The sequence below is a fragment of the Sphaerisporangium perillae genome (assembly GCF_023276435.1).
GTDB lineage: Bacteria > Actinomycetota > Actinomycetes > Streptosporangiales > Streptosporangiaceae > Sphaerisporangium > Sphaerisporangium perillae.
Genome location: NZ_JALLPO010000003.1, coordinates 36,877 through 59,260, shown reverse-complemented (window position 1 = coordinate 59,260; position 22,384 = coordinate 36,877). Strand labels below are relative to the sequence as shown.

General features: G+C 71.6%; 21 protein-coding genes. 7 read left to right on the top strand and 14 right to left on the bottom strand.

Annotated elements, in window-relative coordinates:
* Positions 1 to 64 precede the first annotated feature (64 nt).
* The gene (locus tag MYF83_RS03935) at positions 65 to 655 is read left to right on the top strand and encodes a DUF5998 family protein (RefSeq protein ID WP_248958766.1); all 591 of its coding nucleotides are present in this window, start codon (positions 65 to 67) and stop codon (positions 653 to 655) included.
* A 292-nt stretch (positions 656 to 947) separates the two neighbouring features.
* A complete protein-coding gene (locus MYF83_RS03930; protein WP_248958765.1) occupies positions 948 to 1,748 on the top strand; it encodes a sulfurtransferase in 801 nt (266 codons plus the stop codon).
* Between the two features lie 445 nt (positions 1,749 to 2,193).
* On the opposite strand, the gene MYF83_RS43590 is transcribed toward MYF83_RS03930, so the two are convergent.
* From MYF83_RS43590 to MYF83_RS03910, 4 genes are read right to left on the bottom strand one after another with little or no spacing between them, the layout of a single operon-like run.
* The gene (locus tag MYF83_RS43590) at positions 2,194 to 5,058 is read right to left on the bottom strand and encodes a CHAT domain-containing protein (protein WP_248958764.1); all 2,865 of its coding nucleotides are present in this window, start codon (positions 5,056 to 5,058) and stop codon (positions 2,194 to 2,196) included.
* 6 nt (positions 5,059 to 5,064) lie between these two features.
* Positions 5,065 to 5,550 (bottom strand): hypothetical protein, encoded by a 486-nt coding sequence (locus tag MYF83_RS03920; RefSeq protein ID WP_248958763.1) that lies wholly within the window; start codon positions 5,548 to 5,550, stop codon positions 5,065 to 5,067.
* The gene (locus MYF83_RS03915) at positions 5,547 to 6,065 is read right to left on the bottom strand and encodes an RNA polymerase sigma factor (protein WP_248958762.1); all 519 of its coding nucleotides are present in this window, start codon (positions 6,063 to 6,065) and stop codon (positions 5,547 to 5,549) included. Before MYF83_RS03915 ends, MYF83_RS03920 begins: the two co-directional genes overlap by 4 nt.
* Positions 6,066 to 6,108: 43 nt before the next feature.
* Complete coding sequence (locus MYF83_RS03910) at positions 6,109 to 7,140, bottom strand: S8 family peptidase (protein ID WP_248958761.1); 1,032 nt, start codon at positions 7,138 to 7,140, stop codon at positions 6,109 to 6,111.
* 191 nt (positions 7,141 to 7,331) lie between these two features.
* Between MYF83_RS03910 and MYF83_RS03905 the strand changes: the two genes are divergently transcribed.
* Complete coding sequence (locus tag MYF83_RS03905) at positions 7,332 to 7,826, top strand: DUF3145 domain-containing protein (protein ID WP_248958760.1); 495 nt, start codon at positions 7,332 to 7,334, stop codon at positions 7,824 to 7,826.
* A 368-nt stretch (positions 7,827 to 8,194) separates the two neighbouring features.
* Here the strand turns inward: MYF83_RS03905 and MYF83_RS03895 are convergent, their stop codons facing one another.
* The 9 genes from MYF83_RS03895 to MYF83_RS03855 form a co-directional block, all read right to left on the bottom strand.
* Positions 8,195 to 9,619 carry an acyl-CoA carboxylase subunit beta gene (locus tag MYF83_RS03895; RefSeq protein ID WP_248958759.1) on the bottom strand — a complete coding sequence of 475 codons (1,425 nt, stop codon included), beginning with the start codon at positions 9,617 to 9,619 and terminating at the stop codon, positions 8,195 to 8,197.
* Positions 9,620 to 9,632: 13 nt separating this feature from the next.
* A complete protein-coding gene (fabF, locus tag MYF83_RS03890) occupies positions 9,633 to 10,898 on the bottom strand; it encodes a beta-ketoacyl-ACP synthase II (protein ID WP_248958758.1) in 1,266 nt (421 codons plus the stop codon).
* A gap of 43 nt (positions 10,899 to 10,941) precedes the next feature.
* Positions 10,942 to 11,181, bottom strand: a complete 240-nt coding sequence (locus MYF83_RS03885; protein WP_248958757.1) for an acyl carrier protein — start codon at positions 11,179 to 11,181, stop codon at positions 10,942 to 10,944.
* 72 nt (positions 11,182 to 11,253) lie between these two features.
* Positions 11,254 to 12,201, bottom strand: a complete 948-nt coding sequence (locus MYF83_RS03880) for a beta-ketoacyl-ACP synthase III (protein WP_248958929.1) — start codon at positions 12,199 to 12,201, stop codon at positions 11,254 to 11,256.
* A gap of 5 nt (positions 12,202 to 12,206) precedes the next feature.
* Complete coding sequence (locus MYF83_RS03875) at positions 12,207 to 13,157, bottom strand: ACP S-malonyltransferase (protein WP_248958756.1); 951 nt, start codon at positions 13,155 to 13,157, stop codon at positions 12,207 to 12,209.
* A gap of 117 nt (positions 13,158 to 13,274) precedes the next feature.
* Positions 13,275 to 14,384 (bottom strand): PucR family transcriptional regulator, encoded by a 1,110-nt coding sequence (locus MYF83_RS03870; protein WP_248958928.1) that lies wholly within the window; start codon positions 14,382 to 14,384, stop codon positions 13,275 to 13,277.
* A gap of 94 nt (positions 14,385 to 14,478) precedes the next feature.
* On the bottom strand, positions 14,479 to 14,928 hold the full coding sequence (locus tag MYF83_RS03865; RefSeq protein ID WP_248958755.1) for a DUF350 domain-containing protein: 450 nt from the start codon (positions 14,926 to 14,928) through the stop codon (positions 14,479 to 14,481).
* A gap of 99 nt (positions 14,929 to 15,027) precedes the next feature.
* On the bottom strand, positions 15,028 to 16,182 hold the full coding sequence (locus MYF83_RS03860) for a glutathionylspermidine synthase family protein (RefSeq protein ID WP_248958754.1): 1,155 nt from the start codon (positions 16,180 to 16,182) through the stop codon (positions 15,028 to 15,030).
* A gap of 1 nt (position 16,183) precedes the next feature.
* On the bottom strand, positions 16,184 to 16,642 hold the full coding sequence (locus MYF83_RS03855) for a hypothetical protein (RefSeq protein ID WP_248958753.1): 459 nt from the start codon (positions 16,640 to 16,642) through the stop codon (positions 16,184 to 16,186).
* 161 nt (positions 16,643 to 16,803) lie between these two features.
* Between MYF83_RS03855 and MYF83_RS03850 the strand changes: the two genes are divergently transcribed.
* The 4 genes from MYF83_RS03850 (at position 16,804) to MYF83_RS03835 (ending at position 20,398) form a co-directional block, all read left to right on the top strand.
* On the top strand, positions 16,804 to 17,835 hold the full coding sequence (locus MYF83_RS03850) for a PHP domain-containing protein (protein ID WP_248958752.1): 1,032 nt from the start codon (positions 16,804 to 16,806) through the stop codon (positions 17,833 to 17,835).
* Between the two features lie 357 nt (positions 17,836 to 18,192).
* On the top strand, positions 18,193 to 18,978 hold the full coding sequence (locus MYF83_RS43585; protein WP_248958751.1) for a helix-turn-helix transcriptional regulator: 786 nt from the start codon (positions 18,193 to 18,195) through the stop codon (positions 18,976 to 18,978).
* A gap of 143 nt (positions 18,979 to 19,121) precedes the next feature.
* Positions 19,122 to 19,847: a helix-turn-helix transcriptional regulator gene (locus MYF83_RS03840; RefSeq protein ID WP_248958750.1), complete on the top strand. Its 726-nt coding sequence runs from the start codon at positions 19,122 to 19,124 to the stop codon at positions 19,845 to 19,847.
* A gap of 167 nt (positions 19,848 to 20,014) precedes the next feature.
* Complete coding sequence (locus MYF83_RS03835; protein ID WP_248958749.1) at positions 20,015 to 20,398, top strand: VOC family protein; 384 nt, start codon at positions 20,015 to 20,017, stop codon at positions 20,396 to 20,398.
* A gap of 244 nt (positions 20,399 to 20,642) precedes the next feature.
* Here the strand turns inward: MYF83_RS03835 and MYF83_RS03830 are convergent, their stop codons facing one another.
* Positions 20,643 to 22,322, bottom strand: coding sequence for a S1 family peptidase (locus MYF83_RS03830; RefSeq protein WP_248958748.1), 1,680 nt, complete (start codon positions 22,320 to 22,322; stop codon positions 20,643 to 20,645).
* Positions 22,323 to 22,384: the final 62 nt, after the last annotated feature.

The following is a 22,384-nucleotide window of genomic DNA, read 5'->3' as shown; positions in this document are numbered from 1 at the left end:
GCGTGCGCCCAAGGCGGGCGGCTATGAGGTGAAACAGCGTGCCGAGACAGGGCAGGATGGACCCATGAGGGAAACCCGAGTCTCGGCCGCTGGTTTGCGCGAGGCTATCGAACGCAGCGGCTACTACCCCGATCTCGTGGCCGACGCGGCGGAATCCGCGCTGGGCAAGGAGCAGGTGACGGCGTACGTCGTCCACCATGAGGCCACTTTCGACCCGGCGATGGAGGTGCGCAGGCACGTCACCGTGGTGGTCCTCTCACCCACCAGGCTGCTGGTTTGCCACACCGACGAGCACCCGCCCGCCGACGGCATGCCCACCTCACACGCGTCCACGACCACCGAGGCGGTGCGCCTGAGCCGCGTCCAGTCCGTCGCGGTCACCCGGGTGGTCCCCGACCCCGCGGCGTACGTGCCCGGGGTTCCGCCGACCGAAGTGACGCTCACCATCGGCTGGGGCGCCATCTCTCACGTCGACCTCGAGCCCGCCACGTGCGGAGACGAGAACTGCGAAGCCGACCACGGCTACACCGGCGCGATCACCGCCGACGATCTGTCGCTGCGCGTCAGCGAGGCCGCCGACGGGCCCGAAGCCGTGAGCAACGTCCTCGCCTTCGCCAAGGCCCTCTCCGAGGCGACCGCCCGCTCGGCGAGCTGACCCGTCGCGAACCGGCCGGGCGCCGCGCCGGCCGGCCCGACCGTTGGGGGAGCGCGCCTCGCTGAGGGCCTCTCCAACGGGCGGATCAGGGACGGAGCCGCGCGGCGGCACCATCCGGCGTCGCGGGCGCCCGGCCATAGGGGTGCCATAGACAACACGCGCATCAACTGGTGTCCGTGGCGCGGAGCGTGGTTGACTCCGGCAGGCGAACACTGGCCACTATTCGAAGACGAAGGAGGGAAGGGGCTGCCTCCCAAGGCGGAGAGCGCAGGGCGTCCGCCCCGGAATTCCGATGAGCCCGTTGATCAATCCCGGTGACCTTGGCGACGCCACGATCCTCGATGTCCGTTGGCGGCGGATGGCAGCCGACCCCGAGTCCTACCGGGAGGGTCATCTCCCCGGTGCGGTGTTCTGCGACCTGGACCGCGACCTCGCCGCACCGCCCGGAGAGGGAGGCCGGCATCCGCTGCCCGACGCCGGCGCGTTCCAGGAAGCGATGCGCCGGCTCGGCGTGTCCGGATCCCGGCCGGTCGTGGTCTACGACGAGGCCGACTCCACGGCCGCCGCCCGTGCCTGGTGGACGCTGCGCTACTTCGGGCATCCGGACGTGCGCGTGCTCGACGGCGGCTACCGCAGGTGGGCCGACGAAGGGCACCCGGTGTCCAAGGAGGAGCCGGTCACCGAGCCGGGCGACTTCACCGCCCGCCCGGGCGGGATGCCGGTCCTGGACGCCGCGCAGGCGGGCGCCCTCGCCCAGGAAGGCGTGCTGCTCGACGCGCGGGGCGCCGAGCGTTACCGGGGCGAGGTCGAGCCGATCGACCCGGTGGCCGGGCACATTCCCGGAGCCGTCAGCGCGCCCACGATGGAGAACGTCGACCCCGCCGGGCGTTTCCACCCGGCCGAGTTCCTCAGGGAGCGGTTCATCTCCTTCGGCGCCCTGCCGGAGGTCCCGGTCGGGGCCTACTGCGGCTCAGGGGTGACCGCCGCCCACGAAGTGCTGGCAATGGAACTCGCGGGCGTCCACGCCGCCCTCTACGTAGGCTCCTGGTCCAACTGGATCACCGACCCCACCCGCCCCACAGCCAAATCCTGATCCCGCTTCCCCCACCCAACGCACCGGCCCCACCCAGCGCGCCCCCACCGGATGCGGCGGCCCCCGAAACCCCCGCACGGCGGAATGTGACCTGTACCAGCCGCCGTCACGGGGGTTGGGCGCCGGGGCGGTGGGGTGCGCTGCGGCGGTACAGAATCCTCCGCACGGTGAGGTGTGATCTGTACGGGCCGCTGGTCTTGGGGGTTGGGCGCCGGGGCGGTGGGGTGTGGTGCGGCGGTACAGAATCCTCCGCACGGTGAGGTGTGATCTGTACGGGCCGCTGGTCTTGGGGGTTGGGCGCCGGGGCGGTGGGGTGTGGTGCGGCGGTAGCGGCGCCGTCGTACGGCGGGTGACCCGGTGAACGCTCACGGGTGGTACCGCGCGCGACTGCGGCCCGCTGGACGTTCATGGGCGGTGCGCTCCGCGATCGCGGCTTGCCCGATGTTCATGGGCGGTGTGGTTCGTGATCGTGGAGGGGGATCGGGTGGCCCAGGGAGCCGAAGCAGGCGAATCCCTGGACGCCCGTCTTCTCGGCGGCCGTGGCGAGAGCCTGCGCCGGGGTCTGTCCTGAGACCAGTAGTGCGTGCACGAGCGTCATCAAGGTCAGGGCTTCGTCATCGCGTACCGGGATGAGTCCGGCGATCACACATGCCGTGCCCCGTTCGAGGAAGGCGCCCGCGAGCCCCAGGGTGGTCCCGTCTACAGGGGCATGGGCCATGCCGGCGTCACAGGCCGACAGCACCACGAGCCATGGCGTCCGGCCGAGCCCGAGCAGGTCGTAGGCCATCAGGCGGCCGTCGTCCAGGGTGATGCTCGACAGCAGGGGGCTCTGTGCGGAGAAGAATCCGTGGGCGGCGATGTGCACGATCTCGGCCTGCCCGAGCGCGTCGAGGACCCCGGCGGTCTCGGGGGCGATCCGTGCCGCCACCACGCCCGGCCCATCAGCGGCTCGGTCATCAGGTTCCCTCAGGGGAGCCGATTCCGGGTGAGGGAGACCTTGGGGGATGGCTTCCTGGGTCTGGGGTGTTCGGTGGGCGGACTCTTGGTGAGGGGGTGTCCGGCGGGTGGTCTTCTGGTAGGTGCGGACGACCATCGCAGCCTCGGTGCCGGCGTGTTCCAGACCGGGGCCTGCGACGGCGGCCACCAGAGGTCCCGCACGCCGCCGTGTCCCCGGGCGGAGGGCGGCGGTGGCCAGCCAGGCGCTCGCGCTCGCGGCCACGCAGATGGCGCGTCCCCTGAACGCGGGCAGCGTCCCCCACGGCAGGGTGTGGAGCGCGCCGGTCGGCCCGATCACCACCGGACGGTCACCGATGTCGGCGGCCAGCGGGTCGAGCAACCGTGTGGCGAGCGCCGCCGCTTCTCCCGCGATCCCGGAGGCAGGGGTGCCGGTGTCCCGCAGGCCCGCTCTCCGCAGGCCGTACCGCAACCGGATCGTCGCCTCGGCTGCGGCGGTGTAGGAGCCGAGCACGCGTAGGACGCAGCCGTCGGCCGTGACCACCACGGCGGCGAGCCGGTCACCGTGCCGGACCATCTCGACCAGAGCCGTACCGCCGAGCGCGGCGCGCAGGCCGTCGATCGACAAGGGCTCCCTGGAGTGTCCCCGCGCCACCGCGCGCCAATGCTCGGCCCAGCCCAGGACGGCCTCGGGCCGCCCGTCGCGCAGCGCCAGCGACAGGCCGAAGTCCGCGAGCCGCTCGCCCGCCCGTACGGCGTGAGCCCGTACGCCGGGGTCTTCAAGGCGCTCGTGTCCCGCTGTGGCCTCCTCCAGGCCCGTCCGCAGCGCCGCGAACGCCCCCGGCAGGTCTCCTCGCAGGCTTCGCCGCAGCGCTGTCGCGTGGTGGCGTACGACGCGATGCGCCCGTCCGGTGGCGGCAGGCCCTTCGATGACCAGCTCAAGATCGGCTTCCACCGCGTCACGAGTGGCCGGCACCGGCGATCCACCCCCGGCCCATCCGGACCCCGCCTCGGCTCGTCCGGGTACCGCCTCGGCATGTTCGGCGGGGATCGGCTCGGCTCGTCCGGATGCTGGCTTGGCCTGTCCGGGCACTGGCTCGGTGGTTTGGGCGGGGATGGTGAGAGCGAGTTCGGCGGCGGTCAGTCGGAGGGCGGCGGCTGGGCCGGCCCATCCGTGCGCGGCGAGACGGCCCGCGAGCATCCGTACCTCGTCGAGAAGGTGCCGCGTCGGCTCCTCGACGGCGATCCGGGCCCGGAGGGTCACCTCCTCCGCGAGTGGCACCCACGCGTGGCGTCCCTGCCCGGCCAGTTCCGCCGCCGCCCGCTCGGCGCTGGCCCGAGCCTGGTACGGGTCGCCGACGAGTAGTTCGGCCTGTGCCAGGAGCAGGCGCGACTCGGCCAGGGTGACGAGGGCGCCGGCGGCGGCCAGATCGGGGACGGCCTGCCCGAGCAGCGCCCTGGCCTCTCCGGGCAGGTACGCGGCGAGCAGGGCGCCGGCGAAGTCGGCCCGCATCGCGGCGAGCCGTTCGGGATAGCCGGCCAGGGTCTTCTCGGCGGCCTGGTATCCGGTGAATGCGGCCGGGATGTCGCCGCGTCGCGTGGCGACGAACGGCAGGTTGGCCTCAGCGAGGGTGGCGATGTGATCGAGACCGGCGTCGCGGGCGACGGTGACGCAGGCCGACAGATCGTGGGAGGCCGCGTCATAGTCTTCGAGGTAGGTGTGGGCGAGGCCCCGGTTGAGCAGGGCTCCGGCCAGGAAACGCGGGTCACCCGCGCCGGTGAGTCGTTGAACGGCCAGGTCGCAGCAGGCCACCGCCTCTTCGATCCTGCCGAGCCTGACCAGCGCGACGGACCGCTGGACGCCGAGCCGTGCCGCGTCCAGGCCCGTCAGGTGCCCTTCCGCGAGGTCGGCGACGCATAGCGCGCCCACGGGGTCGCCCAGGTCGGCGCGGACGGCGACCAGCGACAGGCGCGCCTGGGCGGCACGTTCGGGAAGGTGGCGGGCCGCGGTGACGGCCTCGTGCAGGTGGTCCGCCGCGAGTTCGAGCAGCCCGAACTCGCGCGCGGCGAGTGCCAGCGCGCGGTGGGCCACGGAGACGGCTTCCTGGCAGTCGCGTGCCCGCGCCTCGGCCAGCACGGCTCGCGCCCGCTCGCGCGCCCATCCGGGATCGACGCCGGAGGCCACCACGGCCGCCTCCGCCTCCGCCACCAGCTCGGCGATCTCCGCGGTGAGCGGAGGGACGGCCCACCCGGGAGGTGGTGCGGGGAGCGGCGGGGTGGCCTCAACGAGGGGCGGGCCGGTGGTGGTCGTGGGAGGTGGTTTTGGCGTTTCCGCTGGTGCGGTGGGCTGGTCCACGAGAGGTCAGCGCCGGATGCACTGCCAGCGGGTGGCCACCGGGGGATCGCCGACGCGGTGGCAGACGATGCTCAGCCACCCGTGGGGCAGCCCCGTGGTGGCGAACTCCCCGCTCTCGGACGGGAAGCGGATCTTGGCCACGTGCGGCGTCCTGATCTCGACCCGGGCGCCCTTGCCCGGCGCGGGATGCACCTGGCCGGCGAGGTCGAGATGGGAGTCGCACACCGTGATCTCCACGTCGATGGTCAGCCCCTCGGCGGCGAAGCGCAGCAGGCGCGGCTCAGTCCCGGCCGTGCTGCCGTTGGACCGGACGCCCGGCAGCGGCCTGGCGCCGATGGCGGTGTCCGGGGACGGCGCGACCAGGCTCGCGGTCACGGCGCCGGGGAGGCGCAGCCCGTACACGGCGTGCGCTTCGGAGGCGACCCGGGCAGGGACGGGGTCGGCGCCCGCGGCGATCCGCAGGGCCGCCAGGAGATATTCGTCGTCGTTCACCGCTCGTCCTCCATGAGGGACCGCAGGCGCTTGAGGCAGCGGCCGCGGGTGGGTCCGATGCTGCCGATGGGCATGTCGAGCCGCCGTGACAGCTGGGCGTAACTCGCCTCGGGGACCGTGACGATCAGGCGCAGCAGCATGCGGCAGGGGTGGGGAAGCCTGTCGACGGCCGCCCAGAGCCGCCGCCCGTCCTCCTCGGTGAGCATGGCCGCGGTGGGGTCGCCGTCGGGCGCCGGGATCTCGGCGGGCAGGTCGGTCAGCCGGTCGCCGGTCCGCCGCCGGCCGATGCGCGCGGCCTCGTGGCGGGTCGTGGTGACCAGCCAGGCGCCGACGCGTTCGGGGTCGCGGATCGTGTGCATGCTCTCGAGCAGGCGGAGCCACGCGGCCTGCACGGCGTCGGCGGCGTCCGCGGCGTCGAGGCCGAAGGCGCGGGCGACGGCCCACATGCGGTAGCCGTGCCGGGCGACCAGGTCGCGCCAGGCCGTCTCGTCGAGGAGGTCGAGGTCGTATGGCATGTGATGACTTCGCGTGGTGGGGGGAACGCTTTCGGTGAGCACCCTAGCGGGGTGCGGGCACGCGTACGCCGAGATCGGGAAATCGCCTGGCGCCGTCTGGGTGGAGCACGTGATGGGCCGCCTCACCAGGGGACATGTGGCGGGCGGCGGCGGCGATGGCCCCGGCCACGACGGCGGTGGCGAACGACGTGCCGCTCCACACGGCGTAGCCGTCGTACGGGTCAAAGTCCACGAAACTGCTGGTCAACGCTTCGCCACGGGCGCAGGCGTCCACCCAGGGGCCGTAGGCGGAGAACCCGGCGCGTCCGGTTTCTGGTGAATCGAGAGCTCCGACGGCGATCACGCGAGGCATCGCGGCGGGCCAGAACGGCCGTGAGGAGGTCGTGTTGCCCGCGCAGGCGACGATCACGGTGTCGGGGAAGGCGGCGAGCGCGCGTTCCAGCAGAGGGGAGGGCCGGTCGTCGTAGGTGAAGCAGCCGAAGGGCAGCACGAGCACGTCGATGCGCGCGTCGCGCAGGATGCCGAGCGCCCGCAGCACGCCTGCCTCGTCGCCGACCCCATGGCTGTCGAGCACCCGGACCACGCGCAGCCGCGCGCCGGGCGCCTGGCGCAGCAGCAGCCCCGCGATGAAGGTGCCGTGGCCGGCCTGGCCGTCGAGAAGCCCGTCGCCGTCGGCGTCGAGGATCTCCTCCGGCTGGCCGCGGAACCAGTCGGCGTCCCTGAACCACGGGTGCGGGGCCACACCGGTGTCGAGCAGCCCGACCGTCACCCGTGAGGGTTCGCCCGGGTCGTACGCGGGGGCCGACGCGGGCAGCGGGGCTCCGGACGGACCCCCGAAGAACAGCGGCTGCCCCATGACGACATGGTTGGGGCAGACCTCCTGGCCCCGCGCCACGAGCGTGGCGGCGATCTCGCAGGGGTCGGCTCCGGGCGAGAGCCGCAGCAGGAAGAGCCCGTCCATGTACTCGGCCGACTGGGTCCAGCGCGCCGCCACGCCGGGAGACCGTGCGAGCAGGACGCCGGGCCGGATGAAGGCGTGGCGGCCCGGAATGTGCTCAACTGCCTGCACGTTCACGGGCGGCTCCCTATAGGGGCGGTAAACACGGAATGCATCTTTCCCCATACGGAGAGTTGTCAAGCGTGATTAGGTATGACCCGGCTCTGGTGCCCCGCCACGACGGACGGTAGTCTCTCCCTCAGTCACTTGTGATCATCCCAGTATGAGGACGTTGGGGAAGGCGCACCTCGTACGAAACGGGAGGTCCGGTGTCTGCTCGTGGCGTGCTGTACGTCCACTCGGCTCAACCCGCGCTGTGCCCGCACATCGAATGGGCCGTCGCGGGTGTCCTTGGCATACCCGTCGACCTGTCGTGGACTCCTCAGCCGGCCCAGCCTGGCACCGTGCGGACCCAGGCCGAGTATGAGGGCCGTCCCGGCACGGCGGCGGCGATCACGTCGTCCCTCATGGGCTGGCAGCGCATCCGTTTTGAGATCACCGAGGACGCGTCCCCGGGTGTGGACGGCTCCCGGCATGCCTACACGCCGACGCTCGGCGCCTTTACGGCCGTGGTCGGCGTGTCCGGCGACATCATGATCCCCGAGGACCGGCTGCGCAATGTGATGCTGATGGCCGCGCAGGGCCGGGTCGTGCTGGAAGAGGAGTTGGACAAGCTGCTCGGCAAGCAGTGGGACGAAGAGCTCGAACCCTTCCGCTACGCCGGCGACGGCGCACCCGTCCGCTGGCTCCACGCCGCCGTCTGACCGCCGTTACGCCGCAAGAAGCGACCTTTCACGCCACGGCCGCTCCGGACCGCCCGGAGGCGGCGCCAGGGTTCGCGGGTATGGTTCCCGCGTCAGGAGCGGGACGGGCGTTCGTCTCCCGCTCCGCGGCTTCGATGACCTGGGGTATCGCTGGACGGCGCCGGAGTCCCGGCCGGCCGGAGGATGCTGGCGGCCCTCGGTCCGAAGATGCTGGAGCTGTCCCGCGACCGGTCGGCGGGCGCGCTTCCGTACCTGGCCACCGGCCGATTGAACCCGGCAGGGCTCCACGGGCGACGCCGCACCGCCGACAAGACGGCGAGGCCCCGCACCGGCGTCCGGTGCGGGGCCTCACCTGCTGAACGGATGACCTACAGCGGGATGTTGCCGTGGGCGCCGCGGGCGGGGGTGGCCTGGGCGAGGACCTTGGCGATGGCGCCGCGGGTCTCTTCGGGCTTGATGACCTCGTCGACGACGCCGAGCTGGATCGCGCGGTCGAGGCCGCCGGCGACCTTCTCGTGCTCCTCGGCCAGCCGCGACTCCAGGGCGGAACGCTCCTCCTCGGGGGCGGCGGCGATCTCGCGGCGCTTCAGGACGCGGATGGCGGCGAGCGCGCCCATGACGGCGACCTCGGCGGTCGGCCAGGCGAACACCTTGGTGGCGCCCAGGGACCGGGAGTTCATCGCGATGTACGCGCCGCCGTAGGCCTTGCGCGTCACCAGGGTGACGCGGGGCACGGAGGCCTCGGCGAAGGCGTGCAGGAGCTTGGCCCCGCGCCGGACGACGCCGTCGTGCTCCTGGCCGACGCCGGGAAGGTAGCCGGGGACGTCCACCAGGACGACCAGCGGCACCCCGAAGGCATCGCACATGCGCACGAACCGGGCGGCCTTCTCGGCGGACGTTGAGTCGAGGCAGCCGGCGAGCCGCATCGGGTTGTTGGCGATGATGCCGACCGTGCGGCCGCCGAGGCGGCCGAGCGTGGTGACGATGTTGGGCGCCCACTTGGGGTGCAGTTCGACGCCGGGCTCGTCGAGCAGCCCGTTGACCAGCGGGTGCACGGAGTACGCCCGGCGGACCTCCTCGGGGAGCAGGCCGGAGAAGTCGACGTCCTCCACCGATTCGAGGCGGACGCGCCCCTGGTGGCCGAGCAGCACGGCAAGGCGCCGGGCGTTCAGCACCGCCTCGGTGTCGGACTTGGTGACGACGTGGACCACGCCGCTGCGCTTGCTGTGCGGCTCCGGGCCGCCCAGAGCGGCCATGTCGATCTTCTCGCCGGTGACGCTGCGGACGACGTCGGGCCCGGTGACGAAGATGCGGCCCTTGTCGGAAAGGATCACCAGGTCGGTCAGGGCCGGACCGTACGCGGCTCCGCCGGCCGCCGGGCCGAGGACCACGGAGATCTGCGGGACCACGCCGGAGGCCCTGGTCATCGCCGCGAACACGCGGCCGACGGCGTGCAGGGACTCGACGCCCTCGGCCAGGCGGGCGCCGCCGGAGTGCCACAGGCCGACGATCGGGACGCGTTCGCGGACGGCGATGTCGTAGGCGTGCACGATGTGCTCGCAGCCCTCGCTGCCCATCGCGCCGCCCTGGACGCGCGCGTCGCTGGAGAAGGCCACCACCGGCACGCCCTCCACGCGGCCCATGGCGGCGAGCACGCCGCTGCGGTCTTCGGGGGAGAGCAAGTGGATGGTGCCCTCGTCGAACAGGGCGGACAGGCGTGGTCGCGGGTCGCGGGGATCAGGAGCCTCCTCTTCGGAGGCCCCGGTCACCACCCCCTTGTCGAGCACAGTCACAGGCGCTCCAAAATCAAATGCTGGCGAAGGCGACGGAGACGTTGTGGCCGCCGAAGCCGAACGAGTTGTTGATCGCGGCGATCTGGCCGTCGGGGAGCTTGCGCGGCTCGCCGCGCACGATGTCCACCTCGACCGCCGGGTCGAGGTTGTCCACGTTGATGGTGGCCGGCACGACCCGGTCGTACAGGGCCTTGATCGTGAAGACCGACTCGATGCCGCCGGCCCCGCCGAGCAGGTGACCGGTCATCGACTTGGTCGCCGTCACGAGCGGGTGGTCGCCGATGATCTCCTGGATCGCCACCGCCTCCACGACGTCCCCCGCGGGGGTGGAGGTGGCGTGCGCGTTGACGTGCCGGATGTCCTCGCCGGTCAGACCGGCGTCCGCAAGGACCCTGCGGGCGGCGCTGCGCAGGCCCGCGCCCGTCGGCTCGGGCTGGGCGATGTGGTGGGCGTCGCCGGAGTAGCCGACGCCGGCCGCCTCGGCGTAGATGCGGGCCCCGCGGGCGAGGGCGTGCTCCTCGGACTCGAGGACGATGATGCCCGCTCCCTCGCCGAGGACGAACCCGTCACGGTCGACGTCCCAGGGCCGGGAGGCCAGCTGGGGCTCGTCGTTGCGGGTGGACATCGCCCGCATCGCCGCGAAGGACCCGAGGTTCAGCGGGTGGATGGCGGCCTCGGTGCCGCCCGCCACGACGACGTCCGCCCGCCCCGACCTGATCATCTCCATGGCGTAGCCGATGGACTCGGCGCCGGTGGCGCAGGCGCTGACGGTGGCGTGGACGCCGGCCGTCGCGCCGAGTTCGATGCCGATCCATCCGGCCGAGCCGTTCGGCATCAGCATGGGGACGGTGTAGGGCGACAGCCGCTGCCAGCCCTTCTCCTTGAAGACGTCGTAGGCGGCGAGGATCGTGGTGATACCGCCGATGCCGCTGCCGACGACGACCCCCAGCCGGTCGGGGGCGACCTTCGGCGTCCCGGCGTCCTGCCAGGCCTCGCGGGCCGCGATGAGCGCGAACTGCTCGGCACGGTCCAGGCGGCGTGACTCCGGCCTGGGCAGGACCTCGGTCGGCTCGACGGCCGCCTTGGCGGCGAACTTCACCGGCAGGAGGTCGGCCCAGTCTTCGGTGAGGGTGTGGACGCCCGACTGTCCGGCGAGGAGCGCCGACCAGGTCGAGGCGACGTCTCCACCGAGGGGCGTTGTCACGCCGAGCCCGGTGACAACGACACGTACCCGATCTCTGCTCACTTGATGCGCTCCTTGTGAATCGACGCGAAGCATGGGGGGGCTCAGGCGCCCGGCCGCACCGGACGCCTGAGTCGAGCTAGTTCTGGATGAAGTTGACGACGTCCTTGACGGTCTTCAGGTGCTTGAGCTGGTCGTCGGGGATCTCGACGCCGAACTCGTCCTGGGCGGCGACGGCGATCTCGACCATGGAGAGCGAGTCGATGTCGAGGTCGTCCACGAAGTTCTTCTCCGGGGTGACCTCGGCGGCCGGGATGCCGGTGATCTCGTTGATGATCTTGCCGAGGCCCGCGAGGATCTCCTGCTCGGTCACTGCCATGTCGCGATTTCTCCTTGGATCGGGTGCTTCTCTTGGTGTGTACGGCGAGCCGTGCGGGCCGGTCGTACAGGTTCAGGGGATCTCCACCACTTGGCCGGCGTAGGTGAGGCCGGCGCCGAAGCCGAGCAGGAGGGCCAGGTCGCCCGACTGGACCTCGCCGCGCTCGATCATGCGGCTCAGCGCGAGCGGGATCGACGCGGCCGAGGTGTTGCCGGCCAGGACGATGTCCTTGGCGATGACCGCCTTGTCGGCGCCGAGCTTACGGGCGATGGACTCGATGATGCGCAGGTTGGCCTGGTGGGGGACGAAGGCGGCCAGCTCGGAGGGGTCCACCCCCGCACGGTCGCAGGCTTCCTTGGCGACCGGGTGAAGCGCGGTCGTGGCCCAGCGGAACACCGTCTGGCCTTCCTGGTGGAGGAAGGAGTCGCGGTCCTTGATGATGATCGCGTCGTACTTGTCGCCGGCGCTGCCCCACACGACCGGGCCGATGCCGGGCGTCTCGGACGGCCCGACCACGGCGGCTCCGGCGCCATCGGCGAAGATCACGCAGGTGGCCCGGTCGGTCCAGTCGACCCACTGGGAGAGCTTCTCGGTGCCGATCACCAGCACGTTGGTCGCGGACCCGGCCCGGACGGCGTCACCAGCGGCCGCCAGGGCGTAGCAGAAGCCGGCGCAGGCGGCGTTGACGTCGAAGGCGCCCGGAGCCTGGATGCCGAGCCGGTGGGCGACGCGGGCGGCGGCGTTCGGGATCTGCGCCTCGAGCGTGCAGGTGGCGACGACGACCAGGTCGATGTCGGCGGCCGACAACCCGCTCGCGGCCAGGGCCTTGCCCCCGGCCTGCACGGCGATGTCGACGTCGGACTCCTCGGGGCCGGCGATCCGGCGCTCCTTGATGCCGACGCGGCTCTGGATCCAGGCGTCGTTGGTGTCGATGGTCTTCGCCAGGTCGTCGTTGGTGACGACACCGGCGGGCTGGTAACCGCCGAACGCGAGCACCTTGGCGCCCGGGGAGCCTCGCATGATCCTCACTGGGCGGTCTCCTTGCTGATCACGGTGCCGGCGGCCGCGAGGTCGTCGGGGGTCTTGAGCGGGACCGTCTCGATGCCGGGGAGCGCCCGCTTGGCCAGGCCGGTCAGCGTGCCTCCCGGAAGCAGCTCGATCATGGCGGTGACACCGAGGCCGGCCATCGTGGCCATGCACAGATCCCACCTGACCGGGCGGGCCACCTGGGCGATCAGCCGCTCGACGAACTCGGCGCCGCTCGCGACGGCCTGGCCGTCCGCGTTGGACAGCAGGGTCACGCGCGGGTCGCCCGGGGTGACCCCGGCGGCCTCGGAACGCAGGTGCTCGACCGCGGGGGCCATGTGGTGGGTGTGGAACGCTCCCGCCACGGAGAGGGATCTCAGCCGGGCGCGAGCGGGCGGGTCGGCCGCGAAGGCGGCGAGCTGCTCGGCCGTGCCGGCCGCGACGATCTGACCGGCTCCGTTGATGTTGGCCGGGGTGAGGCCGTGACGCTCGATCGCGCCGAGCACCTCTTCCTCGTCGCCGCCGAGCACGGCCGTCATGCCGGTCTGGGTGATGGCGGCGGCCTTGGCCATGGCCTGGCCGCGCTGCCCCACGAGGGCGACGGCCTGTTCGGGGGTGAGGACGCCGGCGAGGGCGGCGGCGGTGAACTCTCCGACGCTGTGCCCGGCGACCACGCCGGGGGTGACGGCACCGCCGTCTCCGGCGGAGCCGGCGCCGGCGGGGGAGAGCAGGACCTCGGCGACGGCGAGGCCGGCGGCTACCAAGAGTGGCTGCGCGACCGCGGTGTCACGGATCTCGTCCGCGCCGGCCGTGGTCCCGTAGGAGATCAGATCGAGGCCGGCGACATCGGACCATGCCGACAGCCGGTCACGAAGACCGGGGATCTCAAGCCACGGGGACAGGAAGCCTGGAGTCTGGGCGCCTTGCCCGGGAGCGACGATGACGAGCACAAAATCCACCATGCCCTGTAGGAGTTCACCACACTGCTAATGATCCGTACGAACTTTGTCGGTGGGTCTTTGTAGGAACCCTCTAGTGGAGGTTTCCGGACCGTTACCGAACCATGGTCAGGTTACGGTTGCTCGCGACAACCTTCCGAGAATCAGGCCGACCTGCAATGTGAAGGCGGACCGGCCCTCGGTGGGCTGGTAGCCCGTCAGTTCTGTGATCTTCTTCAAACGGTAACGCACGGTGTTCGGGTGGACGAACAACAGACGCGCCGTGGCTTCCAAAGATGTGCCCTGCTCCAGGTAGGTCGCCAGTGTGTCGAGCAGCGGAGTGCCCTCCAGGGGCTCGTAGACGTTCTCGATGAGCTGCTCGCGGGCGTCCTCGTCGCCGTCGATGGCCCGCTCGGCGAGCAGGTCCTCCGCCAGCACGGGCCGGGGGGCGTCCGGCCATCCCTGTGCCGCCCGCAGGCCCGCCACGGCGGCGCGGGCCGAGTTGGCCGCCGCGTGCAGGTCGGGGACCTCGGGGCCGATGACGATCGGGCCGGGCCCGAAGCGCGGCACCACGTGCCTGGAGGCGTCCTTGATGCTGTCGGCGCCGCCCACGATGACGATCAGGCGGTCGCCCTGCACACCGGCGAGCAGGTCGTGGCCGAGACGCCGTCCCTTGTCGCGCATCCCGTCGATGACGGTCTGCGGGTCGGCGTCCGGCGCGTACCCGGCGAGCACCACGACCGGTGAGGACGTCCAGCCGAGCGCCGCCGCCCACGAGTGCAGCCCGTCGTCCACCTCGCCGCGGACCAGCGCGTCCACGATCAGGGCCTCCAGGCGCGCGTCCCACGCGCCGCGCACCTCGGCCTCGCGAGCGTAGACGTGGGCGGCGGCGAACGCCACGTCGCGGGTGTAGCGCAGCATCGCCTGCTTGAGCAACTCCTCGCCGCCGGGCGCCGCGAGATCCTGGACCTCCGCCTCCACCACCTCGACGACGACGCGTACCAGGTCGACCGTCTGCTGCAGCGAGACAGAGCGCTTCAGCTCGCGCGGGGCGGTGCCGAATATCTCGATGCTGGGGGTCGGCCTGCCCTCGTCGGCGTGCTGGAACCACTCGACGAAGGCGGCGATGCCGGCCTGGGCCACCAGCCCGACCCACGAGCGGTCCTCGGCCGACAGCGCCCGGTACCACGGCAGCCGTTCGTCCATCCGGGTCATCGCGGCGGTGCCGAGAGTCCCCATCGCCCGTTCGAGCCGTCGTGCGGTGTCCTCGCGTACCCGGTCATTCACATCCCTAGGGTGCCAGGTCAGCACGAGTGCGAAAGCCCTAGGTGCGCTATATCACCGCTACGGCGGTGATCACCCCGATCGCCAGGTGGGTCACGGCGAGCAGGACGGCGGCGGGTTGCAGCCCGGGCTCGCGGACCAGATCGCGGACCGAGATGCCGGCCACCCGGTCGAAGAGCAGCATCCCGAGGGCCTGCACGACGATGCCCGTGACGCCGAAGACCAGGGTGGCGAGCAGCCCTTCCTGGAGCACGCCTCCCGAGGACCAGATGGAGGCGGCGACGATCAGGCCGACGGCCGCGAGCCCGGACGCGGTGAGCAGCGCCGCGTTGGGGTTGCGGTCCTCCTGGATCACCTTGCTGAGCCGGCCGGGGGTGGCCAGGTCGATGACGTAGAAGCCGGCGATCAGCAGCAGGACGCCCAGGACCGCGTAGGCGAGGATCGCCATGGCTCCTCGTCCGAGCGCTTCTCCGAGGGGACCGGCGAGCGCGATGGTCATGTGGTGCTCCTTGGGCGTGCTCGGTGGGGGGTGGGAAGAACGGGACGGATCACGGGTACGCGTGTCGCCGGCATCACGGGATCACGCGGGATCATGGGATCACGTCTCGATGCGGTGGGGGACGAAGGAGGAGGAGTCATCGGTGATCAGGCCCGAGGTCTCCCGGATGCCGAGCCCGGCGGCCTCGTCCCCGACGACCCACGCGCCGAGCACGGGACGCCAGCCGTCGAAGTCGGGCAGCGCCTGGAACTCCTGGTAGACGTAGCCCTCGGCGCCGTAGCCGCCGTCGGTGCTCTGCGTGCCCTCGGGGGTCACGATGCGCATGCTCGCGCCCTCCCGGCCGAGCAGCGGCTTCTCGATGTGGGCGGGCAGGTCCCGGGGGCCGTCCAGGTAGGCGGGCAGCAGGTTGGGGTGGCCGGGGTACAGCTCCCACAGGACGGCCAGCAGCGCCTTGTTGGACAGCAGCATCTTCCACAGCGGCTCGATCCAGGTCATGGAGACCTGCTGCCTGACCGCCTGCGGCCCGAACGGGTCGGCGACGGCCCATTCCCACGGGTAGAGCTTGCACAGCGTGCGGATCACCCGCTGCTCCATGTCGACGAAGCGCTGCGCGCGGGCGTCCCACCCGATGTCCTCCATGGCGACGGCGACGGTCTTCCGGCCCGCCTGCTCGGCCGTCTCCTGCAGGTAGCCGAGCGTCATCACCTCTTCGCCGGTCTCGTCCATGTTGGTCCAGGCGAAGTGGGCGGGGCCGCTCTGCAGCGGCAGCGCCGCCCAGCGCTCGATCAGCCGCTCGTGGAGGGAGTTCCACTGGTCGTCGTCCGGATGGACGTCCTTGAGCCAGAACCACTGGATCAGCGAGCTCTCGACGAGGCTGGTCGGGGTGTCGGCGTTGTACTCCAGCAACTTGGCCGGACCGTTCCCGTCGTAGCGCAGGTCGAAGCGGCCGTAGAGGTGCGGGTCCCGGCGCCGCCAGGACGCCTCGACCTCCGGCGCCGCCCACTCGGGGATCGCGAAGTCGCGGTGGCGGCCGGCGGCGAGCACGTGCTCGACGGCCGCGAGGCACATGCCGTGCAGCTCCTCGACCTGGCTCTCCAGGTCGAGGACCTCCTCCATGGTGAAGACGTACTCCACGCCCTCGTCCCAGTAGGGCCGGGTCAGGTGGACCGGGTGCGCGGAGCGGTGGTAGGCGAGCCCCTGCTCCTCGATGATCTTCTCCCAGCCGTCCCGCCGCGTGGACGCCTGCCTGCGCACGTCAGCTCCCCCCTGAGCCGCGGCCGCCGAAGCCGCCGCGCTGGAGCACGGTGCCCGACCGGCTGTCGACGTGGGCGCTCGCCGGCCTGATGGTGGTGCCGCGCAGCACCCGGCCCGCCTGCCTGACGCCTCCGTAGTACCAGCCGTAGGCTCCGTGCGAGCCGTAGTAGCCGTGGCCGCCGTCATCGTCGTCGTCGCAGTTGTTCTCGTCCACGACCTGGTACGACCCGTCGGACTGGCCGCTGGAGAGGTCCACACAGTCGGCGGTGACCCGTTCGGCGAAGGTGTCCTGGGCGGCGCAGAACCCGATGACCAGGGTGGACAGCAGGCCCATCGCGCCAAGGGTGATCACGCTGGAGGACAGCTTCTTGCCGTCGCCCGGTGGGGCGGCCGCCTTCCCGGGCCCGTTCTGCGCCAGCGGGTGGGGTGGTAGCGCGCGCTCGGGCCGGGGGTTCGCCATCTATCTAATTCCATCTCTCGAAAAGTCAGCACAGCGTACCGTTTGGACCGATCAACGGAGTGATCGGCCACAAAGTTTCTAAGTCGTGGAATAAGTGGAGATTTCGCTGCTTATCGGGCGGTCTGACGTGCGGGGAAGGGACGCTGGGTAGATTCGCACCTGTGGAACCGGTCGAAGCGCTGAAAAGGATCGCCTTCCTCCTCGAACGGGCGGGCGAGCCCACCTACCGGGTGCGCGCCTTCCGCGGCGCCGCCGCGACCATCGCCGAGATCCCCCGCGACGAACTCCTGCGGCTCGCGCGCTCCGGAGGCCTGTCCGGCCTCAAGGGCATCGGCAAGGTCACCGCCCTCGCGATCACCGAGGCGCTGGACGGGGACGTGCCCACCTACCTGCGGCGCCTGGAGGACACCGCCGATCTGGACCTGGACGAGGCGACCGCGGCCCTGCGCGCCGCGCTCAAAGGCGACCTGCACAGCCACTCCGACTGGTCCGACGGCGGGTCGCCCATCGAGGAGATGGCCGTGGCGGCCCGGGGGATCGGCCACGGCTACCTCGCCCTCACCGACCACTCGCCGCGCCTGACCGTCGCCGGCGGGCTGTCCCCGGCCCGGCTCCGCGAACAACTCGACGTCGTCGCCGAGCTCAACGAGAAGCTCGCGCCGTTCCGGATCCTGAGCGGCGTCGAGGTGGACATCCTGGACGACGGGTCGCTCGACCAGGAGCCCGAACTGCTCGACCGGCTCGACGTGGTGGTCGCCAGCGTCCACTCCAAGCTGCGCATGGACGCCGGCGACATGACCCGGAGGATGGTCAGGGCCATCGCCGACCCGCGCGTGGACGTGCTCGGCCACTGCACCGGGCGCATCGTCCAGGCGGGGGGCAGGCGTGGGCGGCTGCGGCCGGAGTCGGCGTTCGACGCCGAGATCGTCTTCGAGGCCTGCCGCCGGTTCGGCGTCGCCGTGGAGATCAACTCCCGTCCCGACCGGCTCGATCCCCCCAAACGCCTGCTGCGGCTCGCGTACGAGATGGGATGCCTGTTCTCGATCGACTCCGACGCCCACGCGCCCGGGCAACTCGAATGGCAGCACCTCGGCTGCGAACGAGCCGCCCGCTGCGGCATCGAGCCCGCCCGCGTCATCAACACCTGGCCCGCGGAGACCCTCCTGACCTGGACCACCGCCCCGGCTGGTTGATCCGGCTCCGGTGGTGTCTCCTCACTTGGACCGCCGCCCCCGGCTGGTTGATCCGGCTCCGGTGGTGTCTCCTCACTTGGACCGCCGCCCCCGGCTGGTTGATCCGGCTCCGGTGGTGTCTCCTCACTTGGACCGCCGCCCCCGGCTGGTTGATCCGGCTCCGGTGGTGCCCTGCTTTTGTGGGGCGCCGCTCCCACTCGCCGCCTCGTGTGGTGCTTGTCCATCAGGCGCCGCGACGGCGCGAGGGGGATACGGCGATGCCGGCGCCACCTACGTGGAACAACCCGGCGAAGGCTTCCTAGATGCCGCGCTCGCGGCATCGGCGCGAATGTCGGTGGTGCGGCGTAGCTTCGGGGTGTGAACCGTACCGATCGGCTCTACGCACTCATCGAGGAGTTGCGCGCGATCTCCCCCGGGTGCCGGTCCGCATGGGAGTTGAGCGAGCGATTACAGGTGGGCGTCCGCACCGTCGAGCGCGACATCGCGGCCCTCCAGCAGGCGGGGGTGCCCGTACGCGCGGCGGACGGCGGGCAGGAGGGCTACACCCTCGACGAGACGGGGTCCCCGTCCAGGCTCGACCTCACCCCGGACGAGGCGGTGGCCGTGGCGGTCGCGCTGAGCCGCGCGGGGAGGCGTCCCCTGGCCGGTGGCGCCCGCAGCGCGCTGCGCAAGCTGGTGGCCACCATGCCCGTCCTGGACCGCCCGCCGGCCGGCGCGCCGTCCGGTCCAGAGAGTGCCCGTGGAGACGGCGGGGCGCCCGGTCCAGAGAGTGCCCGTGGAGAGGGCGGAGCGGCCGGCAAGGCGGTGGATCCGGGGGAGGTGGAGGAGGGCCCCGGCGCGCGGGCCGCCGTCGCGCGGGTCATCGAGGAGGCGCTGCTCCACCGGCGGGTGCTGCGCATCGTGTACGAGGCGCGTTCCGGCGCGATGACCGAGCGCGAGGTCGAGCCCGGTGTCTTCATCGGCGGGCGTGGCGGCTTCTGGTACCTCGTGGGCTGGTGCCGGCTCCGCGAGGACGTCCGGGTGTTCCGGCTCGACCGCATCGTCAGCGCCGCCCTCACGGACGAGCGGGCGGAGGCGCGCCGCAGGCTCGACGAGTACGCCCCGCACATCCCCGACCTGATCGCCCGAGACCAGGCGACCTGATCGCCCGAGACCAGGCGACCTGATCCCGGCGACCTGATCCCAGCGACCGGGTGACCTGATCCCGGCGACCTGATCGCCCGCGACCGGGCCCGCGGCTGACGCCGGTGACGGCGAATGTCGGTGGTGCGGCGTAGCTTCGGGGCGTGAACCGTACCGATCGGCTCTACGCTCTGGTCGAGGAGCTGCGCGCGATCTCCCCCCGGTGCCGATCCGCACGAGAGCTGAGCGCCCGGTTCGAGGTGAGCGTCCGCACCGTCGAGAGGGACATCGCGGCCCTCCAGCAGGCGGGAGTGCCCATCTACGCCGAAGCCGGCAGGCGTGGGGGCTATGCGATCGACAAGGCGATGTCGCTGCCGTCGCTCAACTTCACCCCCGCCGAGGCGGTGGCCGTCGCGGTCGCGCTGAGCCGCGCGGGGGAGCAGCCCTTCGCCGCCCACGCCCGCAGCGCGCTGCGCAAGCTGGTGGCCGCCATGCCCATGCCCGACGGGGAGCGCGCCAGGGAGCTCGCCTCCCGGGTCCACTTGCTCGGCGACACGGGCGATCCCGGGACCGCCTCACACACGCGAGCCGCGATCACCCGCGTGATCGAGGAGGCCCTGCGGCGCCGGCGGGTGCTGCGCATCTCCTACGACGACCGCTCGCACGTGTCCACCGAACGCGATGTCGAGCCGGGCATGTTCCTGGGCGGGCGCGGCGAAGCCTGGTACCTCGCGGGGTGGTGCAGGCTCCGCGAGGACGTCCGGGTGTTCCGGCTCGACCGCATCGTCAGCGCGGCGCTCACAGGGGAGCCCGCGCCCGCGCGGCGGCGGCTGGACGAGTACGTTCCGAACATCCCCGACCTGATCGTCCGCAATCCCGCTCTGGACTGACCCTCGGATCGTTCGTGGCCGCGCCGACGCCCGGAATGCGTCGCTCGAAAATCCGGTCGAAAACACCGACATGACGTTGTCGCACAGGTCGGCGATCGTAGATGTGTTCGCACGGACCGATCCGTGTACTCGCGACCTTCAGCACATCCAGAGGAGACAACCCAGTCATGAGCACGCCGCCGTTCAACACCGTGGCCTGGTTCGAGATCGCCACCGACGACCCCGAGGGCGCGCAGCGCTTCTACGGCGAGTTGTTCGGCTGGTCCTTCGAGACCGACAAGGAGCCCGCCGGAGAGGGCATGGACTACCGCATGATCACCTATCCCGGCGTCGAGGGGGTGAAGGGCGGCCTCTACGGCACCAAGGGGGAGTTCCCCGGTCACGGCATCTTCACCGTCGTGGTCGCCGACGTGGCTGCCACCTGCGAGGAGGTCGAGCGGCTCGGCGGGAAGACGCAGTTCAAGATGATCGGCAACGCCCAGGGGCCCGACTTCGCCTACCTGCGCGACACCTCGGGCAACCTCTTCGGCATCTTCGCGCCGTCCGCCTGAGGACGCCCGCCTGAGGACGCCCACGGAGGACGCCCGCCTGAGGACGCCCACGGAGGACGCCCACGGAGGACGCCCACGGAGGACGCCCACGGAGGACGCCCACGGAGGACGCCCACGGAGGACGCCCACGGAGGACGTCCGCCGCAGAGCATCCGTCTCAGAGTGTCCGCCTGAGACCGACGGGTGAAAGGCCCGCCACGCGGTCGCGTGGCGGGCCTTGGGATGGACTGTGGAGGGGGCCAGGTCACTGGCCAGAGGGCCGGTTCCCGAGCTGGCGGCGCAGCTCGGCGAGCTCGCGCTCCAGATCGGCGATCTGCGGCTGCTGACCCTGCGGCGCGGGCTGTCCCGGGTAGCCGCCGGGGCCCTGCGGTCCGGCGTAGCCCTGCTGACTAGGCCCGTGGCCGGGCTGCGCGCCGTACGGGAGCGCCGGCTGCTGCTGCGCCCACGGCGGCGGCGGCACGGCGCCCCCGTACCCGGGCTGGGCCGGGAAGGGCGACACGTGCTCCGACTGCCTGCGGCGCCGGCCGACCGACATGACCAGCACCACGACGATGATGATGCCGATGACCACGCCGCCGCCGATCAGGATCCACGGCAGGATCGACGAGGGGGTCTCGTCCTTCCCCGAGGAGATCGCCTGCTGGGTGTCGCTGATGTACTTGGCGACGTAGGGGTGGTTGGGGAACAGCGCCTGCACCTCGCGGAACTTCGGCAGCGCCTGCGAGTAGTAGTGCTTGAAGTAGTCGTCCAGCGCCTCGTTGTACCTGGTCGAGGTGATCGCCTGCGAGGGCTTGACGTTCTTCTCGTTCAGCTTCTCCTTGATGATGCTGACCGGAAGGACGAAGGTCTGGCTCTCGGTGTTCTCGCCGCCGTCGGTGACGGAGCCGGCGATCAGCATGCCGATGACCTTGCCGTCCTTGCTGAAGACCGGTCCTCCGGAGTTGCCGTGGTACGCCGGCGCCTGCGTCTGGATGTACGGCACGCCGGTCTGGGTGGTGCGCTTGGCGTTGTACGGGCCCTCGGTGAGGGCGGGGTCCAGCTTGGACTCCAGGCTGAAGAAGGCGGTGTTGGTGACCAGGCCGGGGAACCCGCTGATGTAGAGGGTGTCGCCGGTCTGCACGTCGCTGTCCTCGCCCAGGGGCACGGTCGGCAGGTTCTGCTGCCCGTTGACCTTGAGCAGGGCGAAGTCCTTGCCGGGGTAGCTCTCGCCGACCGACACGAGCTCCGCGGGGACGGGCTTGGCGGTCTTGTCGACGCCGCCGCCGGGCAGGCTCTGCAGGACCGACAGGCTCTTCTGCAGTCCCTGGATCTTCAGGTGGGTGCTGTTGAAGGTGACGAAGAGCTGCGTCGCGAGCTTCACGATCTCTTCGTCGGTCTGGTAGTCACCAAGGCTCTGGACGACCGACTGGGCGTCCTCCTTGTTGAACTTGGTCAGCGCCTGCCGGGCGAAGAGCTGGCCGAGCTCTTCCTCGCCCGTCTCGACACAGTGGGCGCCGGTGACCATGTAGCCGTCGGGCGTGATCCACCAGCCGGTGCACAGCCCGCCGACCTCGGCGTCGACCGACCGGTTCGGGGCGACGCCGCGCAGGTAGGCGTTGGGGTTGGCGGCCATGTGCTGGAAGATGTACTTGGCGATGCTGCGCTCGTCCTGCGCGATCTTGCCGGAGATGGCGGCGGACGCGGCCTGCTGTGCCAGCGCCTGGAGCGCCGACTGCTTGATCTCGGGAGTGGGGACGACGACCTGGCCGCTGTAGGTCAGGCTGGTCAGCTGGACGGCCGGATGCGCTTGGGCGGCCAGACGGGTGCCGACGGGCACGGTGCTCTCACCGTCGGCCATGGCGGGCGCGGCCACCGCCGACATGCTCATGGCGACCGACGCCACTGCGGCGACCATCGTGAGCTTTTTCCTGATGTTTCCGTTCACGCTGGCAATCGTGGGACACGCGGCTTGTCCATGGCTTGTGACTGACTTGGCACGACTGCCGA